We start from the raw sequence: 14,803 nt of genomic DNA, 5'->3' as shown, positions 1-14,803 counted from the left end.
GAGTTTCAACTGGTTTATCTGTTAGTTATTTCGGTTCATAGCCGTAAATTTCTATCTTATGGTAAAGTTCTTCGGGCTTGAATGGCTTGCTGATGTAATCATTCATACCCGAATCAAATGCTTTGTATTGAACATCCAACATGGCTGAAGCAGTCAGCGCTATTATTGGTAGCCTCTTAAATTTGTCTCCGGACAAGGCTCTGATGGCTGTTGCAGACTGGTATCCATCCATAATGGGCATCTGCAGATCCATAAAGACCATATCATAATCCCTTAGTTGTACCTGTTGTAAGGCAAGCAAACCATTTCCTACCACATCACATTCTACCTGCCAGAATTTCATAAACTGCTTTACTAAAATTACATTAATTTCATTGTCCTCGGCCATCAGTACTTTAATTCCCTTTAAATTTTTCAAAGCTTTTACCGGAATTGATTCCCCCGCAATAATTGACTCATTACTACCATTTCTAAAGCTCAAACCGAATTTAAAACTGGAACCAACCTCAGGCGTACTCTCTACCTGTATATTCCCGCCCTGTAGCTCAACAAGTCTCTTTGTAATAGCTAGTCCCAGGCCGGTTCCACCATATTTCCTGTTGGTATCCGCATTTGCCTGTGTAAATCTTTCAAAGATGAATTCCATTTTATCTTTCGGTATACCAATACCAGTATCCGTCACCTCAAAATCAATGATGGTTTGAACCTTGTTTCTGCTAACAAAAAAAGCAGAAATGCTGACCTTGCCTTTAGATGTAAATTTAATCGCGTTGTTGATCAGATTAGTTAAGATTTGTCCCAGACGAACAGGATCGCCCATAACGGCCTCTGATAACTCCTCGTCTATGGACAGCTTCAACTCCAGCCCTTTCTCCTTAGCTTTTTCCAATAAAGAGAGGCGGATATTTTTCAGCAATTCCGGTATACTGAAATCAATCATCTCAAAGGTTACCCTACCTTCTTCCATTTTGCTAAAATCAAGGATATCGTTGATTAATACCAATAAATTGTCGCCTGAAAATTTTAATACTTTCAAGTATTCCAGTTGCTCAGGATTGGGATCTTTCAACAAAAGCAAATTGGTAAAACCAATTACCGCATTCATAGGGGTCCTGATTTCGTGACTCATGGTAGCCAGGAATTGGGATTTTGCAGTAGCAGCTTGTTCAGCGAGATCTTTTGCCATAATCAACTCATTCTCTGCATTTTTCTGGGCTGTTATGTCGACTATAGCACCGTACAGTTTAGTCACTTCTCCAGATTCATTAATAAGCGGCTTACCTATGGCACGGATATACCTGATTTGTCCGTCAGATAAAATGATACGCAAATTAAAATCAGACATCACTCGATCATCAATTGTATTTTGAACTACCCTCTTATAAGTTTCCTTATCATCAGGATGGATCATTCTTCCAAAACTCAGGGTATTTGGTCCTTCCTTTTCTGGAATCAATCCAAAAATACGGAAGGCTTCATCAGACCAATAGTTCTTGCCCGTAACCAGATCAGCTTCCCAGCTCCCGCTATGTGTCAATTCCTGGGTCTCGGAAAGTAATATCTGGTTGAGCTTGATTAATTCTGTCCGGTATTTCTGTTCTGTAATATCGTGCCATACTGTTAACAGTACAGTTTTACTATTTATGTTCACAGGTTTTAATGTTACCAGTACTGTAAAAGTCTCTCCGTTAATCCGCTTATGCAGCCATTCAAATTGATGATAGCCATTTTTGTAGGCCAGGTTGTCCATTTCCAAAGACTTTTCACTCGAAAGCCTACCATCTGGCTGATACTTAGGAGAAAAATCTGCCGGATGACAAGCGAGTAATTCCGCTTTATTGCTACAGTTCAACATCGCAATAGCCGCATCGTTACAGTCAATTATCCCTTTTGTTCCAAACAAAAAATGAGCATCAGTTGAATATTTAAAGATCACACTGAAGATTTCTTCAGAAAGACGCTTTTCTGTGATATCCTGAATTATCCCATGCAGTTTAACTGCAATTCCATTTTCGAAAACAGCTTTCCCTGATGTCCGAACCCACCTGTCATTACCTCTGGCGGTAACAAAAGAAACTTCAACATCCCAGGACTCTCCACTTTTTACCGCCTTTCCGATTAAATTGATGATCATTTCCCTGCCTTCAGCAGAATAGAAACTAAGTGCATGATCTAACTCCGGTACTATTTTCGGTTCAACCTCATGGATTGCATATACCTCATCGGACCACAAAAGGTGATTCGTAAGTAAATCCAACTCCCAGGAGCCCGTTTTAGTGAGTTTACTCGTTTCAGTAAACATATCGAAGATGCGCTTCTCTGCCGTAATATCCTTAAAAAAACAATCAATAGTAGTTTTACTTGAACGGCTTATTTCGCCCAAACCTTGTATCCATTTTTTCTTACCTGAAGGTAAATTAAAATAGCCTTCCCATTTCCAGGGGATTGACCGACGTACTGCGCTTTCCAATGAACTTAGAAATGATTCCCTATGCTTTTGGGACAAGAGATCCAACAATATTTCAATATCGTTAATCAATAAAATTGGATTCAATTCCAATTCCCGTTCAATTGCAGCGCTGACAAATGAAAAAGAAAAACGGCCTTCATCTTCATGAATTCTAAAAACGACACAAGGTATCTCCTTAAAAAAAACAGAAAGATCAAAATTATCTATTGTAAATGACATATATCTTGAGTGCTAAAAAAATATGTTAATCGATTGTTTAATCAGTTATATACGTGATCATCAGCGTGGCATACGCGCCATTTATCCAAAGATGAGGCATCATCCTTACTTTTCTAATGACCGCTATCATCAGTTGTTATGATATAGATCATCTGCAGAGATTTAAAAACCCCGGCCGACTAAAAAGGGTCTGTTAAATTGCTGATCCGAATCAGTTTTTTATTGACAAATTCCTGTATGCCTAGGCTGGACAATTCCCTTCCATAGCCGGACCCCTTAGTTCCGCCAAAAGGCAGATCAGGCTGGGTCCAGGTCGGATGATTGATAAATACCATACCGGTATCAATCTGTTCAGCCAAGCGTTTTCCACGCTCGATATCATTGGTAAAAATACTCCCACCCAAACCAAAAGATGAGTCGTTTGCCAGATCAATCGCCTCCTGCTCATTTTTAACTCTGTAAAACGAAGCCACCGGTCCGAATAATTCTTCATGATACGCTGCCATGCCAGGTTTAACATTACCTAATATGGTAGCCTCTATAAATGCACCTTTTCGATCAATCAGTTTACCACCTAACAATACCTTTGCACCAGCCCTCACACTTCGCTGTACCTGTTCAATCAACTGTATAACTGCTCCTTCTGAGCTTAAAGGGCCTAATTCTGTGTCCTCATCCATTGGATCTCCAACCTTTAACCCAGTTAGTTTAGCCTTGAACTTATCCAAAAACTCATCAGCAACTGCTTCCAGTACAATAATCCTTTTTGAAGCCACACAGCATTGGCCCGTATTGTTCATGCGTCCTATAACGGCCCAATCCACCGCTTTATCCAGATCCGCATCTTCCAAAACAATGAAGGCATCGCTACCGCCAAGTTCAAGCACCGATTTCTTTAGAAATTTTCCTGCAGCAGCGGCAATACTTGCACCAGCAGTTTCGCTGCCGGTAAGAGAAACGCCTTTAATCCGTGGATCAGCTACTACATCATCTATAAGGCTTCCGCTGACAAATAAATTTGTATATAGACCTTTTGGTGCACCAGCCTGTGCAAACAACTCCTGAATTGCCAATGCACATTGCGGAACATTCGAAGCATGTTTAACTAACACAACATTACCTGCCATAATGTTAGGTGCAGCAAAACGAGCGACCTGATAAAAAGGAAAATTCCAAGGTTCAACTCCAAGTAGCACACCAATTGGAGTGCTCTTAATATAAGCTTCACCATATTCAGTTTCCAACTTTTGGTCACTTAGGAAGGCTTCCCCATTTGTAGCATAATAGTCTATAATATCGGCGCTAAGGGCGATCTCTCCATAGCTTTGAGCGATTAATTTACCCATCTCCAATGTAATCAATTTAGATAGTTGATCTCTTTGCTCCCGCATCAATTTTGCGACACCGTGTAGGAGATCTGCCCGTTCTGCATAAGTGGTTTTACGCCAGCTTTGAAAAGTTTCATCAGCAATAGAAATTTCGACCGCCACCACTTCCGGAGACATTTCCTTGAAACTTTTAATAAGTTCGTTACTAAAAGGATTAACGGTTTGTATAGCCATAATGTGGATTGTTTATTTGGTAGATAAAGCATAAAGGTCCGCGTAATCGCCAACCTGGGAAATGATGGGAATCATCTACAGAGAAGATACTCATCATCATCCCATATAATTAAAACAAAACCGCCTACAGATTGTAGGTATAGAACAGATTAGTATGATCTGTAACCCTATTTTATGGAAAATTCCGTTTTGCTGAAAGCGATTATCGACAATGCGATAGACGGTCTGATCACAATAGATGACCAAGGGGTAATTGAATCCATTAATCCCTCTGCCTGCAAACTTTTCAACTATACCGAGCAAGAAGTACTTGGAAAAAATATATCTATGCTAATGCCACAACCTGATCGGGGGTATCATGACGGTTACCTGTTTCGTTATAAAAAAACTGGTGACGCCAGCATTATTGGTATTGGAAGAGAATTGACCGGCATGAGAAAAAATGGAAGTCAGTTTCCTTTTAGATTGGGTGTCAGTGAAGTCAGGTACTCTGGAAGGGTCGTTTATGCTGGTTTTATTCATGACTTGAGTAGGGAAAAAGAAGCCGAATCACAACTTCAGGATTATGCAACGTCGCTGGAAGATCAGGTACAAGAGCGTACGGTTTCCCTTCGGGAAACCGTTGATGCCTTAGAGCAGACAAAAGCTGAATTGAACCTCTCTATTGAAAACTTACATAATACAGTTTTTACCTTGGAACAAACACAACAGGAATTGAGCTTATCACTGGCAAAAGAACAGGAATTGGGTAAGCTTAAAAGTCGGTTCGTTTCCATTGCATCACATGAATTCCGTACACCTTTGAGTATGGTACAGCTTTCTGCATCACTTATTGAACGCTATGCGCTTCCTTTTGACAGTCCCAATATCGGTAAACATGTAGGCAAGATAAAAGATGCTGTACAGAATGTTACTGCAATTCTGAATGATTTCCTTTCCCTCGAAAAATTGGATACAGGGAAAGTACAGGCCAAATTCAGCCATTTTAATTTGGCAGAATTCGCTGCAGAAATTATTGAGGAGATGCAGATTGCATTAAATGGGAGACAGAAAATAGTTTTCGTGCATAGAGGCTCGGAATTGATGATCACACTAGACCAAACACTCTTAAAAAACTGCATCGTTATACTCATTGATAACGCTATAAAATACTCTGGCGAAGAAAGTTCCATACAATTCTACACCAAAATCAATGAAAACAACTGCACCATCAGAATTTGTGACAATGGCATCGGAATACCTATTGAAGATCAGAAACATCTTTGTGAACCATTTTTCCGAGCCCACAATACGGGAAAGATCTCTGGTAACGGACTTGGATTAAGCATACTTTCCAGATATACCGACCTGATGAATGGTAAAGTAGATTTCAAAAGCAGAATTAACCGAGGTACGCTTTTTACCCTCACATTTCCACAATCATGAACAAAAAAATATTGATCATTGAAGATCACGATGGCATAAGAGGGAACATAGTTGAGATCCTGGAAATGGCTAAATACACTGTTTTTGAAGCTGACAATGGCAAGGTTGGTGTAGAAATGGCTTTAAAACATATTCCAGACATCATTCTTTGCGATATCATGATGCCTGAACTTGACGGATACGGGGTATTGTATATGTTAAACAGGTATGCAGAAACAACCTCAATTCCATTTATTTTTTTAACAGCCAAAGCTGAGCACAACGACTTGCGCAAAGGAATGGAGATGGGCGCAGATGATTACCTGACCAAACCCTTTGATGACATTGAACTGCTCAATGCTATCGATGTTAGACTGAGAAAACAAGCCTACCAGAAACTTCAGAATAAAAACATAACAGAGGAGTTCAAAGTATTGGTTTCCAAAACAGACGGACTGGCAGAATTTACCAAGATCATAGCAGGTCATAAAGGCCATGAATTCAGGAAAAACCACGTGCTTTACTATGAAGGAGATCATGGTAGAGGTTTGTACCTGATTACTCAGGGTAAGGTTAAAACCATTAAGCTTTCACAGGATGGACGTGAACTCATGACCGGTATGTATAGCATAGGGGATTATCTCGGCATCAGTGCCATTTTAAGCAAAAGCGCCTATACCGATACTGCTACCACAATAGAGGATAGTATACTTTGCCTGATCCCCATAGAAGAAATTGAAAAGCTAATCAACCTTTATCCCGAAGTAGCAAGAAAGTTCATTCATCTTTTATCTCGTGACAACCAGGAAAAAGAAGAACAACTACTAGAACTGGCCTATGATTCAGTCAGAAAAAAAATGGCCGGAGCCATTCTTCGCCTGTATCACCAGCAAATTGTAAAAAAAGATTTTTTCAGCATTGCCAGGGAAGACTTAGCAGCCATGGCCTGTATGGCTACCGAAACGGTAAGTAGAACCCTATCAGATTTCCACAATGAAAAATTAATTGATCGTGAAGGCATAACCATTACTGTACTGGATCTGGAAAGACTTGCAAAAATGAAGAACTAATTAAGCAATTACTCCCCCATCCAGGATAATTTGTGTTTTATCAGTCAAACCGGCTAAAGTATGCCTTGTCTAGCATCTCACGATGATTGGGGTGTGCGATTTCAATCAATGCCTTTGCCCTTTGCTTTAGAGATTTACCAAACAAATTTACCATTCCATATTCGGTCACAACCCAGTGAACATGTCCTCTTGTGGTAACCACCCCCGCTCCTTCCTTAAGAAACGGAACGATTCGGCTAATGCCTTTCTGTGTTTGAGAAGGCAGTGCGATGATCGGCTTTCCACCCTCAGATAAAGATGCACCACGCATAAAGTCCATTTGACCACCTATACCGGAATATTGATAGGTTCCTATAGAATCAGCACACACCTGACCAGTGAGATCCAATTCTATTGCGCTATTTATCGCTGTTGCCTTTGCATTTTGCCTGATGATGCTGGTGTCATTCACATAACTGATGTTCATCACACGAATCGAGGGATTGTCATCAACAAAATCGTAAAGTTTTCGAGTACCTGTGATAAATGAAGTGACAGATCTGCCACGATTCAACTTCTTTAGGCTGTTATTGATCACCCCTTTATGGATCAGGTCAATGATCCCGTCAGAAAACATCTCGGTATGTAGCCCAAGATCTTTATGTCCACCAAGATTTTTGAGGACCTGATCAGGAATGCTTCCAATTCCTAGTTGCAACGTGGCTCCATCTTCAACAAGCGAGGCCACATTGTATCCAATCTTACCAACAATATCATTAACTGCAAAGGAATAATCTACTTCTGGCAATTCGGCATTATGGTAAACTAAAGCTGCTAATTTGTCTATATGAATAAAGCTTTCCCCATGGGTTCTTGGCATTCTGTCGTTTACCTGGGCGATCACAATCTTAGCCGTATCAACAGCAGCCTTTGCAATATCAACAGAAGTTCCCAAAGAACAGTAACCATGTTTGTCTGGAGGAGATACCTGAACAAGAGCTACATCAATTGGCAAAATATTCCCATAAAACAACTGTGGAATCTGACTCAGGAAGATAGGCACATAATCACCACGGCTGCTATTGGCGACTGCGCGGGTTGCCGCAGAAACGAATAAAGAATTGAAGAAGAATGATTTGCGATATATATCAGTATCGAAATCAACATCTCCCAAAGTCGTAATACTTACCAGCTCGACATTCTCAAGATCTGTATGCCTATTCTGCATCGCTTTAACCAGAAAGACAGGAGTAGCTGCGCCACCATGAATAAAAACCCTGTTTCCCGATGTAATTAATTTGACTGCCTCTGCAGCTTCAGTATGCTTTAACTCCATAAATGCCTTAATTTCTATAAATCTTTCTTGCTAAATTATTTTTCAAGTTACATTAAAAACCAACCACTGCTTCTATCACATATCCATTAAATTTGCCCCCGGCACGGTAATCCTGAATAGGAAAATCTTTATATTTCTGGACTACGTACTCTCCTTTTAGAAGGATATTTCTAGTTAAAAACCAGCCCGCTGCTCCCGCAATGCGGTCAACTTTCACGTCGTCAGTATAGGTGATCGCTGCAGAATTGGCTAAACGCGCAGTAACTGTATTGTATTTGGCACCGATAAAAAAGTTCTCGGTTTTTCCGAATCGGTAGACCGCATCGGCTGCAAATTGTTTCATTTTCCTCGTGTCTGTTTCTTTAGCTGTTCTTCCCGAAGCGGTTTCGTAGGTTCCAAACAATTCAAACCCTTTTACTTTTAAAAAACCGTTGAGCATAATCGTGTTTACTTTTTTATTGAACCCGGGGTTAAAACGGCCGGAGAATGCCAATGGGGTACCTGCACCTGTTGTACTGCTAGGATTGGCAGAATTTAGTTCCATCACATACTGATAATTAGATCCGGAGCGGTCACCGCCAAAAATGGTATTTCCGCCGGAACTTTGATTGCCATAATAAGATCCGCTAACCCTTACCCGCACATCTTTCATGATTTGCTTGTCAAATCCAGCTTTCAACAGTATTGACGGAGATTTATGGTAGTCTCCATCAGGATTTGAGGCTGCATACAATGAATCTATATTGCCTTTTATCATACCATTGGTTGCAGCCAGCAATCCAAAAAAACCATTTTTCCTTAACATGACCTGTCCGCCAATCTCTGTTGCAAACTCATCGACAATATTCCCCTCCATAAATGGATTATAAATCGCGTTTCCTCCGTCACTTCTACGAAAGTGCTGATCACCGTAGTCTACCTCAAAGTGTCCGATCTTAAGGGTTGCGATTTTCATGATGTTGTCCCAGATCTGACCTTTAAAAGGGAGCTTATCAAACTGGATGTATCCGCCTTTGACCCAGTTCTCATTGTGATGCTTCGTAGAAAGGTAACTGGTAATGTTTAACCTAATCCCGTCGGCCAATTGCACGTCCATATATAGGTTAGCCTGGGCGGTTTGAAACCCGGGGGTAATTACTTTTAACCTATTACCTGCCACAAGAGGATTAAATGACCCTATTGTGTTGTTCAAAGCGTCTGGGTTTTTATGTTTCAGGTTTTGAAACTGCTGTGTAAAACCAGCTCCAAATTTCAATTTTAATCCGTCAAATGTGGTGACCGTATCTTTCGGATCTTCAAATACATTGATACCGGTTTTGTCATAGGGTCTCAAATTGTCTATTTTTTGAAACTGCGCTTGACTGAGCGGAATAAAGCAAATCCACATTAACACAGTTATGGGCACTAAGCGTTGGGTATTTTTAAGTCTCATGTTTTTTTATTTATAGTTATTTTTAACGGGTTACTTTTTAAAATTGAGCGTAAATAAGATGGTCAGTTCGTTACCCACCTTCATGGCACCGAGCATATAGCTGGGAGGCTGTATGCCATAATCGGTTAGCTTTATTTTTTGCTGACCAGTGCATAAAATGGTATGATCAGCATTCACTTCCCCATTTACGTGTAAAGTAATGATCTTGGAAACTCCCGCAATCGTAAGTGTACCGGTTGCATCAACTGAAAATTTATTTTTCTGCAGCGCTGAAATAGTTGCTTCACGGAGCTTAAAGTCAATATCGGGATAGGCATCAGCCTTAATGACTTTATAAGTGCGGTTATTCATAGACTCACTTTCGCTCTTTAAGTTTTTAGACTTCACACTAAAATTTAGTGAAATCAGTTTTTTAGGTACCCCAGCCGCTCCGGAAACGGGACCGAAATTTGCATCACATGCTAAATTTTCCGCCGTCATCGTCCAATCGTGGATGTTTGACTTGCCCGCGATCTTTACGATATTTTCTTTAGCGCCATATAGTTTATATACAATCTGTGCTTGTAAGCTATTGCTGATCCCAACACCGACAAAAATGAGAACGATCAGGTATTTAAAACGGATAGGTTGAAGCGTAGTGCACAACATCTTTTTCATAATATTCTAATTAAATAATTTAACCAAAATTACAATGAAGATTTTCCTCCCACGATGATTTCAAACATTCAAAATAATGATCATCATCATAAACCCTTTAAATTCCAAAGAAACCAACCATGTAGTTTTCTCAAAAAGAAATAAAAACCAATACTGATGAATGAGAGAAAACCAGTTACAGCAGTTCCTAAAAAAAGTAACCCTTAAGGATTGAACTTTGCAAATAAAATACCGGCAATGATTGCCTGGGCGAAACCATAAAGAAACCAACTGAGGACCATCAACGCAGTAACATCCATTGCACTAAATGTGATCCACATCACGGGCAGTAAAGCGACTAGTGCGTATACAGAACCGAATTCCAGCCCTCTTAAGATAAAGGCTCCATTGAATAGCCCCTTAAAGCGATCCCAAAACCAGGATAAGGCAAAACTGATTACAAAGGCGTGCAAATAGAAAAGTATATCTCTGTTTCCATCTGAATTAAACAGGGGATTATTATACCTAAAAACGCTTCACTATTCCCGAAAGTTCAATGGTTACTGCACCACTGATGGCACGTTCTTTCATAGAAGGGTCTGGATATCGACTTAGATTTAGAAACCGGATAATGATCTTCGGATAGACCTTAGCTTTAAGCGTCTTTCTCAAATCACTAGTCATCATCGCATTCTTGCAGTCAAACTTTTGGACCTCAAGGGCCATTGATCCTGTAATCTTCATCAGCTCATTCTTATTCCTCTTATAAAACACCAGGGTATCCGGTTGAGTATACTCAGGAATGATACAGCTGAATTTGTTGATATTGGTGCTACCGTTTACTTTAAGTGTGCATTGTTTTGTTAAAATCCATTTCTCAAGATCTGCGCTAATATTTTTAAAACTAAAAATTGGCCACATGAATAAAAACAGCAAGAGAAATGGCCTTTTCAGAAGATTTGTAGCAATTCGGATCTTAATCATTTTATAGCAATAGCATGGCGATGAAATACCCTGTAAATCTTGGACTAATATTTCCTTATTTAATTGACGGAGAACAGGCTTTATGATGATACTCATCATGCCTGTACACCACCAATACATCACCGTTACAAGGTTATACCATCGGCGATTACGAGCTCGGCAGCAGCTATAGTTTTTTCAATAAATAGTCCAGCCCTGCCCACGAACTGAAATGCAAAGGAGATTCCTGAGGAATCTCCTTTGCATTTCATTATATTTTATAACTCTTTAATATATTCATTACCCATGTTTTACCCCACTCTTCCAGTTGTTCCTCAGTCCACAAAAAGGGGAAGAAGATTCTTTTTTGAAAGCGTGGAGGCAGGTATTTTTGCCAATTGGTACCTCCTGTGGCCGCAATGTCTACTGGGTCTTTTTCCAGGTAGCGCACAGCTGACTTATAGTGAGACAACGGCCATTCTACATTCACAAATAGGTCGAGTTTGCGCAGTTCGTTTTCCACTTCGGTCACATCCTGGCCTTCTCTAACCAGCTTCCTGTAAAGTGCTGCAAAATTCGTTTGGACACAATCGTTTGCTAACTGCAGGAACCCAGCAGCATACTTGGCAATGAACTGCTGCAGGGTCAGGGTTTGCTTTCCGGTCGACAATTCTGAGGCACCAAATTTCCAGTACAGGTATTCAAACTGTTCCTCAACGGTAGATGCTGTCAATTCTTCCCGCTTGCTTTTGTCAACCAGCCGAATGAGATCTGCAGCATAGATTTCAATCATGCGGTACTGTCCGGATTGGAAACCACTCGCGGGAAGCAACGACATCCTGAATTTCAAGAACTGTGATTTGTCCATTCCATCTACCATAATGTCAAACGAAGAGACCAAAGCAGTAAAGTAAGCGTTGATTCGTTTTAACCTTTCGACAAAAAAACCGGATGTTAATGTTGCATGTCCACTGATTTGCCTGCATTCATGCAGGGTCAGCTTAAAGTACAGCTCGGTAATCTGGTGATACATGATAAAAATCTCTTCGTCAGGAAAAGGTGTTTTCGGAGTCTGAAGACTCAATAAAGTATCTAAATGTATATAGTCCCAATAGGTCAGATAATCTGCATAAAGCAATCCGTCCAGATAGGCGTTGATATCCTGGCCCATGGCCGCAAATTTTTCCTGAAGTTTGGAAAGGCGGTCGGTAATTTCTGGTGTAATTTCCATCTCTTGATCTTTGATCATTAAATTAATTTTATTCAATTCTGGTTTACAGCAATTCTTTACTGATTTTCATCAGCTGTTCACCGGTGATAAATACATCTTCAAAATTGTTGTATAATGGGACCGGAGTTAAGCGGATGACATTCGGTTCACGCCAGTCGCCCAAAATATTATTGGCCATCAGCGCATTGAAGATTTCTTTAGGTTTGTGTTTGGCAATGATAGAAACCTGGGCACCCCTGTCGGCTGCTGTAGCAGGTGTGATGATCTGATATTGTTCTTCACCTAAACTGCGATTCACCTGGTCGATCACATAAAAAAGGTAAGCCGTTAGTTTTTCACTTTTCTCACGAAGTGGCTCAATGAATCCCGCCTTTTCGAAAATGCGTAGCGAAGCATAATACAGCGACATGGGGATCACCTGTGTACAGCTCACCTGCCAGCCGTCCGCCCCCGCCTCGGGGACGAAACCTTTTGCCATTTTGAAACGTTCCTGCTCCTGATACCCCCACCATCCGGCAAAGCGGTTGATAGTTTTGTCCTGAAAATGTTTTTCATGAACGAAGATGCCACTGATTCCACCCGGACCAGAGTTTTGGTATTTATAGGAACACCAGCAGGCGAAATCGATATCCCAATCGTGTAATTGTAACGGTACATTACCTGCAGCATGAGCAAGGTCGAAGCCTACGATTGCTCCTGCCGCATGTCCAGCTTTCGTAATCGCCGGCATATCGTACCACTGGCCGGTAAAATAATTGACACCACCAAATAGTACAAGGGCAATTTCATCTCCCTGATCAGCTATGGCAGTAAGGATATCTGCTGTACGTAGCGTATGCTCGCCTGTTCTCGGCGCCACTTCAATAATGGCCTCTTTAGGGTCATAGCCATGAAAGCGGACCTGACTTTCCATCGCATATTGATCGGAAGGGAAAGCTCCTGATTCCATTATAATTTTAAACCGCTTACCTGATGGGCGATAAAAACTAACCATCAACAAATGAAGATTCACGGTAAGTGTATTCATTGGGCAAACTTCTTTTGGATTAGCACCAACAAGAGGCGCCATCAGTTCTTTGAGTGCCTTATGGTAAAACATCCAAGGTTTCTCGCCTTCAAACCAGCCTTCGACAGCCAGGTTATGCCAGTTTCCCAGTTGCTCATCAATGTGCTGTCTGGCCGTTTTAGGCTGCAGGCCGAGTGAATTACCGCAGAGGTAAATGAAAGGTTTTCCTTTTTGTTGTGGAAATAAAAACTCATTTCTAAGTTCAGAGAGTGGATCCTGCCGATCCAACTGCCGGGCATATGCCAGATTATTTTCAAAAATCATTTTTAAAAGATTAATCAAATATAAATTACACCACATGCTTATGCCGAGGGATGTAATTGAATTAAACGTGAAGTGTTTTCGTAATGACGTAAATACGGGAAGATTCAGGAATGGCCTGAATTAAGATGGTCTGTTGATGATATTTTTTAGAATATTTACCATATGTATTTTACAGACGCTAAAGTAGCATTAAATATTGATTCCGCAAATTAGATAAGATTCTAAACACGGAGTTACCTGTTCCAATACTTCAAAAGCAGTTTCAGCCATTTTATTTCCTTTGTTATCCAGCAATGGATTGACCTCGACTACTTCAAAGCATATCACTTTTTGAGAGACAATGATTTTTTTTACAATAGCAACAATTTCATGCTGGTCAAATCCTTTTGAAACGGGGGTTCCGGTTCCATGAGAGATCAGATCGCAATCCATACTGTCCACATCAAACGAAACATAGATCAAATCACAATCTGATAATTTTTCCAGTGCTTCATGCACACAGATTTCTAATCCTCTGAAACGTACTTCTTCTACCTTATAGTTTTTAATCTCCAAATTCTGGATTTGAAGATCTTCAGCTTCTTCCGTATCTCGAACTCCAAAATAGATTAAATGTTCTGGTTTCAGTTTGTACTGAGTGGTTCCGATTGTTTTTAATTTATCCCAGAAAGATAAGGTCTCTCCCTCAACCTGATTAACCTGGCAGCCTAAATTATCGTTAGCCAAAGCAGCAGCAAGCGGCATTCCATGTATGTTTCCCGAAGGAGAAGTATAAGGCGAGTGCAAATCGGCATGTGCATCTATCCAGATTACACCAAGGGTTTTATCAGGATATGCAGTTTTGATTCCGCTAATGGTCCCCAAAGCGGAGGAATGATCGCCTGAAAGCACCAATGGAAAGTAATTATCCAGCAAAGTATTTTCAACCGTTTTGGCCACGCGGGAGCACTGCTGTAATACATGCTCAATTCTTTTGGCAAAAGAATTCCGGTCTTTGTTATAGATCGTTTCATTATGTGTTTCTACATCCACAAAAGGAAAATTGTTAAAGTATTCGCTCCCTTTGTTGATGGCCGCAATTTCAATGGCATCTATCCCCATATCAGATCCCCGGGTTCCTGCCCCAATATCAGATCTGTTTTTTATGAGCCTGATCGGTCTCTTCATAAAT

At 40.6% G+C, this 14,803-nt stretch carries 12 protein-coding genes; 2 read left to right on the top strand and 10 right to left on the bottom strand.

The genetic code is table 11. The features are described from left to right. Positions 1-25: 25 nt before the first annotated feature. Positions 26-2,689: an ATP-binding protein gene (locus tag EZ444_RS17615; RefSeq protein ID WP_131610460.1), complete on the bottom strand. Its 2,664-nt coding sequence runs from the start codon at positions 2,687-2,689 to the stop codon at positions 26-28. A 179-nt stretch (positions 2,690-2,868) separates the two neighbouring features. Next, a complete protein-coding gene (locus EZ444_RS17610) occupies positions 2,869-4,251 on the bottom strand; it encodes an NAD-dependent succinate-semialdehyde dehydrogenase (protein ID WP_131610459.1) in 1,383 nt (460 codons plus the stop codon). 174 nt (positions 4,252-4,425) lie between these two features. Between EZ444_RS17610 and EZ444_RS17605 the strand changes: the two genes are divergently transcribed. Beyond that, on the top strand, positions 4,426-5,676 hold the full coding sequence (locus tag EZ444_RS17605) for a PAS domain-containing sensor histidine kinase (protein ID WP_131610458.1): 1,251 nt from the start codon (positions 4,426-4,428) through the stop codon (positions 5,674-5,676). Next, positions 5,673-6,725: a response regulator gene (locus tag EZ444_RS17600; RefSeq protein WP_131610457.1), complete on the top strand. Its 1,053-nt coding sequence runs from the start codon at positions 5,673-5,675 to the stop codon at positions 6,723-6,725. Before EZ444_RS17605 ends, EZ444_RS17600 begins: the two co-directional genes overlap by 4 nt. A 40-nt stretch (positions 6,726-6,765) precedes the next feature. On the opposite strand, the gene EZ444_RS17595 is transcribed toward EZ444_RS17600, so the two are convergent. From EZ444_RS17595 to EZ444_RS17560, 8 genes are all read right to left on the bottom strand, one after another. Beyond that, positions 6,766-8,040, bottom strand: coding sequence for an acetyl-CoA hydrolase/transferase family protein (locus EZ444_RS17595; protein WP_131610456.1), 1,275 nt, complete (start codon positions 8,038-8,040; stop codon positions 6,766-6,768). A 52-nt stretch (positions 8,041-8,092) separates the two neighbouring features. Further along, a complete protein-coding gene (locus EZ444_RS17590) occupies positions 8,093-9,472 on the bottom strand; it encodes a hypothetical protein (RefSeq protein ID WP_225874760.1) in 1,380 nt (459 codons plus the stop codon). Positions 9,473-9,502: 30 nt separating this feature from the next. After that, positions 9,503-10,129, bottom strand: coding sequence for a YceI family protein (locus EZ444_RS17585; RefSeq protein ID WP_131610455.1), 627 nt, complete (start codon positions 10,127-10,129; stop codon positions 9,503-9,505). A gap of 203 nt (positions 10,130-10,332) precedes the next feature. Then, positions 10,333-10,581: a hypothetical protein gene (locus tag EZ444_RS17580; protein ID WP_205945294.1), complete on the bottom strand. Its 249-nt coding sequence runs from the start codon at positions 10,579-10,581 to the stop codon at positions 10,333-10,335. A 52-nt stretch (positions 10,582-10,633) separates the two neighbouring features. Further along, positions 10,634-11,092 (bottom strand): hypothetical protein, encoded by a 459-nt coding sequence (locus tag EZ444_RS17575; protein ID WP_131610454.1) that lies wholly within the window; start codon positions 11,090-11,092, stop codon positions 10,634-10,636. Positions 11,093-11,342: 250 nt separating this feature from the next. Beyond that, positions 11,343-12,320, bottom strand: coding sequence for a tryptophan 2,3-dioxygenase family protein (locus tag EZ444_RS17570; RefSeq protein WP_225874759.1), 978 nt, complete (start codon positions 12,318-12,320; stop codon positions 11,343-11,345). Between the two features lie 25 nt (positions 12,321-12,345). Then, on the bottom strand, positions 12,346-13,632 hold the full coding sequence (gene kynU / locus EZ444_RS17565) for a kynureninase (protein ID WP_131610453.1): 1,287 nt from the start codon (positions 13,630-13,632) through the stop codon (positions 12,346-12,348). 189 nt (positions 13,633-13,821) lie between these two features. Further along, entirely contained in the window at positions 13,822-14,799 is a 978-nt protein-coding gene (locus EZ444_RS17560) for an arginase (RefSeq protein ID WP_131610452.1), read from the bottom strand. Positions 14,800-14,803 lie beyond the last annotated feature (4 nt).

It is taken from the genome of Pedobacter hiemivivus, from assembly GCF_004331685.1.
Taxonomy (GTDB): domain Bacteria; phylum Bacteroidota; class Bacteroidia; order Sphingobacteriales; family Sphingobacteriaceae; genus Pedobacter; species Pedobacter hiemivivus.
Note: the sequence above shows the minus strand (reverse complement) of the source record. Positions and strands in the feature narration are given on the sequence as shown.

What these genes read in the sequence shown, in the direction of transcription:
- EZ444_RS17585 (WP_131610455.1), bottom strand. Translation starts at nt 10,129, where the DNA reads ATGAAAAAGATGTTGTGCACTACGCTTCAACCTATCCGTTTTAAATAC.
- kynU (WP_131610453.1), bottom strand. Translation starts at nt 13,632, where the DNA reads ATGATTTTTGAAAATAATCTGGCATATGCCCGGCAGTTGGATCGGCAG.
- EZ444_RS17590 (WP_225874760.1), bottom strand. Translation starts at nt 9,472, where the DNA reads ATGAGACTTAAAAATACCCAACGCTTAGTGCCCATAACTGTGTTAATG.
- EZ444_RS17605 (WP_131610458.1), top strand. Translation starts at nt 4,426, where the DNA reads ATGGAAAATTCCGTTTTGCTGAAAGCGATTATCGACAATGCGATAGAC.
- EZ444_RS17560 (WP_131610452.1), bottom strand. Translation starts at nt 14,799, where the DNA reads ATGAAGAGACCGATCAGGCTCATAAAAAACAGATCTGATATTGGGGCA.
- EZ444_RS17600 (WP_131610457.1), top strand. Translation starts at nt 5,673, where the DNA reads ATGAACAAAAAAATATTGATCATTGAAGATCACGATGGCATAAGAGGG.
- EZ444_RS17610 (WP_131610459.1), bottom strand. Translation starts at nt 4,251, where the DNA reads ATGGCTATACAAACCGTTAATCCTTTTAGTAACGAACTTATTAAAAGT.
- EZ444_RS17615 (WP_131610460.1), bottom strand. Translation starts at nt 2,689, where the DNA reads ATGTCATTTACAATAGATAATTTTGATCTTTCTGTTTTTTTTAAGGAG.
- EZ444_RS17595 (WP_131610456.1), bottom strand. Translation starts at nt 8,040, where the DNA reads ATGGAGTTAAAGCATACTGAAGCTGCAGAGGCAGTCAAATTAATTACA.
- EZ444_RS17570 (WP_225874759.1), bottom strand. Translation starts at nt 12,320, where the DNA reads ATGATCAAAGATCAAGAGATGGAAATTACACCAGAAATTACCGACCGC.
- EZ444_RS17575 (WP_131610454.1), bottom strand. Translation starts at nt 11,092, where the DNA reads ATGATTAAGATCCGAATTGCTACAAATCTTCTGAAAAGGCCATTTCTC.